The sequence below is a fragment of the Clostridium sp. CCUG 7971 genome, assembly GCF_017590215.1.
Taxonomy (GTDB): Bacteria; Bacillota; Clostridia; order Peptostreptococcales; family Peptostreptococcaceae; genus Faecalimicrobium.
The window spans coordinates 1-1,629 of sequence record NZ_JAFFPK010000135.1 but is presented as its reverse complement, the minus strand read 5'-3'; the positions used below and the strand labels follow the sequence as shown (position 1 = coordinate 1,629).

18 tRNA genes are annotated in these 1,629 nt (G+C 51.7%); all 18 read right to left on the bottom strand.

Annotated elements, in window-relative coordinates:
* Nucleotides 1–34: 34 nt before the first annotated feature.
* The 18 genes from JWF52_RS15905 to JWF52_RS15820 all read right to left on the bottom strand — a co-directional run bounded on the left by JWF52_RS15905 (nucleotide 35) and on the right by JWF52_RS15820 (nucleotide 1,626).
* Nucleotides 35–111, bottom strand: a tRNA-Met gene (locus JWF52_RS15905).
* Nucleotides 112–130: 19 nt separating this feature from the next.
* A tRNA-Phe gene (locus JWF52_RS15900) sits at nucleotides 131–206 on the bottom strand.
* 4 nt (nucleotides 207–210) lie between these two features.
* A tRNA-Ile gene (locus tag JWF52_RS15895) sits at nucleotides 211–287 on the bottom strand.
* A gap of 7 nt (nucleotides 288–294) precedes the next feature.
* A tRNA-Pro gene (locus tag JWF52_RS15890) sits at nucleotides 295–371 on the bottom strand.
* Between the two features lie 21 nt (nucleotides 372–392).
* Nucleotides 393–468: transfer RNA gene (locus JWF52_RS15885), tRNA-Trp, on the bottom strand.
* A 9-nt stretch (nucleotides 469–477) separates the two neighbouring features.
* Nucleotides 478–554: transfer RNA gene (locus JWF52_RS15880), tRNA-Ile, on the bottom strand.
* An 8-nt stretch (nucleotides 555–562) separates the two neighbouring features.
* Nucleotides 563–639: transfer RNA gene (locus JWF52_RS15875), tRNA-Pro, on the bottom strand.
* Between the two features lie 16 nt (nucleotides 640–655).
* Nucleotides 656–748 (bottom strand) — tRNA-Ser (locus JWF52_RS15870).
* Between the two features lie 16 nt (nucleotides 749–764).
* A tRNA-Ser gene (locus JWF52_RS15865) sits at nucleotides 765–853 on the bottom strand.
* Nucleotides 854–855: 2 nt separating this feature from the next.
* Nucleotides 856–931 (bottom strand) — tRNA-Lys (locus JWF52_RS15860).
* A gap of 14 nt (nucleotides 932–945) precedes the next feature.
* Nucleotides 946–1,021: transfer RNA gene (locus JWF52_RS15855), tRNA-Gln, on the bottom strand.
* Between the two features lie 7 nt (nucleotides 1,022–1,028).
* Nucleotides 1,029–1,105: transfer RNA gene (locus JWF52_RS15850), tRNA-Arg, on the bottom strand.
* Between the two features lie 16 nt (nucleotides 1,106–1,121).
* Nucleotides 1,122–1,195, bottom strand: a tRNA-Gly gene (locus JWF52_RS15845).
* 9 nt (nucleotides 1,196–1,204) lie between these two features.
* Nucleotides 1,205–1,289 (bottom strand) — tRNA-Tyr (locus tag JWF52_RS15840).
* Between the two features lie 8 nt (nucleotides 1,290–1,297).
* Nucleotides 1,298–1,372, bottom strand: a tRNA-Thr gene (locus tag JWF52_RS15835).
* 4 nt (nucleotides 1,373–1,376) lie between these two features.
* A tRNA-Asn gene (locus tag JWF52_RS15830) sits at nucleotides 1,377–1,452 on the bottom strand.
* Nucleotides 1,453–1,468: 16 nt separating this feature from the next.
* Nucleotides 1,469–1,545: transfer RNA gene (locus tag JWF52_RS15825), tRNA-Asp, on the bottom strand.
* Between the two features lie 5 nt (nucleotides 1,546–1,550).
* Nucleotides 1,551–1,626 (bottom strand) — tRNA-Val (locus JWF52_RS15820).
* Between the last annotated feature and the right edge of the window lie 3 nt (nucleotides 1,627–1,629).

Here is a 1,629-nt window from a genome sequence, read left to right as displayed (position 1 = left end):
TTTAATTTTCAAAGTTCTTAATAATAGTTTAAGTTGGTAGCGGTAACAGGAGTCGAACCTGTGACCTTTCGGGTATGAACCGAACGCTCTAGCCAACTAAGCTATACCGCCATATTCATTAATATGTTTTTGGTGCCCAGAGGCGGAATCGAACCACCGACACGGGGATTTTCAGTCCCCTGCTCTACCGACTGAGCTATCTGGGCAAATTGGTGGGCCTAGCTGGACTCGAACCAGCGACCTCACGCTTATCAGGCGTGCGCTCTAACCACCTGAGCTATAGGCCCAACTTATTGGTCGAGGTAGAGGGACTCGAACCCCCGGCCCCATGGTCCCAAACCAAGTGCGCTACCAAACTGCGCTATACCTCGACATTAACTTTTAATTTTAAATGGCAGGGGTAGAGGGACTCGAACCCCCGGCGCACGGTTTTGGAGACCGACGCTCTACCAACTGAGCTACACCCCTATGAATTTATGGTGGACCATCAGGGACTCGAACCCCGGACCTACCGGTTATGAGCCGGGCGCTCTAACCAACTGAGCTAATGGTCCAAACTTATTGGTCGAGGTAGAGGGACTCGAACCCCCGGCCCCATGGTCCCAAACCAAGTGCGCTACCAAACTGCGCTATACCTCGACATAAAAACAAAAATTGGCGGAGAAGGAGGGATTCGAACCCTCGCACCGGTTTAATCCAGCCTAATCCCTTAGCAGGGGATCCTCTTGAGCCACTTGAGTACTTCTCCGAATATTAAATTAAAATGGCGGAGAGGGTGGGATTCGAACCCACGGTGCCGTTAAGCATCACTGGTTTTCAAGACCAGCTCCTTAAACCACTCGGACACCTCTCCATTGGTGATCCATCCGCGACTCGAACGCGGGACACCCTGATTAAAAGTCAGGTGCTCTACCGACTGAGCTAATGGATCATATTTAATTAAGTTGGCAGGGGATGCAGGACTCGAACCTACGCATGTAGCAGTCAAAGTGCTATGCCTTACCGACTTGGCGAATCCCCTATAATTGTGGTGAGCGCACAGGGATTCGAACCCCGGACACACGCCTTAGAAGGGCGTTGCTCTATCCAGCTGAGCTATGCACCCACATTATATGATTCAATGGAGCGGGTGAAGGGGATCGAACCCTCACAGCCGGCTTGGAAGGCCGGAACTCTACCATTGAGCTACACCCGCATATTTAATTGGTGGAGGATGGTGGATTCGAACCACCGAAATCGTCGATAACAGATTTACAGTCTGCCCCCTTTGGCCGCTCGGGAAATCCTCCGTTTTTCATGGAGCTGGTGATAGGAATCGAACCTACAACCTGCTGATTACAAGTCAGCTGCTCTACCGTTGAGCCACACCAGCGAATTGGCGGGAATAACAGGACTCGAACCTGTGACCCATTGATTAACAGTCAATTGCTCTACCAACTGAGCCATATTCCCGCATATTAAATTAATTTGGCGACCTGGAAGGGACTCGAACCCTCGACCTCCAGCGTGACAGGCTGGCATTCTAACCAGCTGAACTACCAGGCCGCGAATGGTGGGACTAACAGGGCTCGAACCTGTGACCCCCTGCTTGTAAGGCAGGTGCTCTCCCAGCTGAGCTATAGTCCCGGG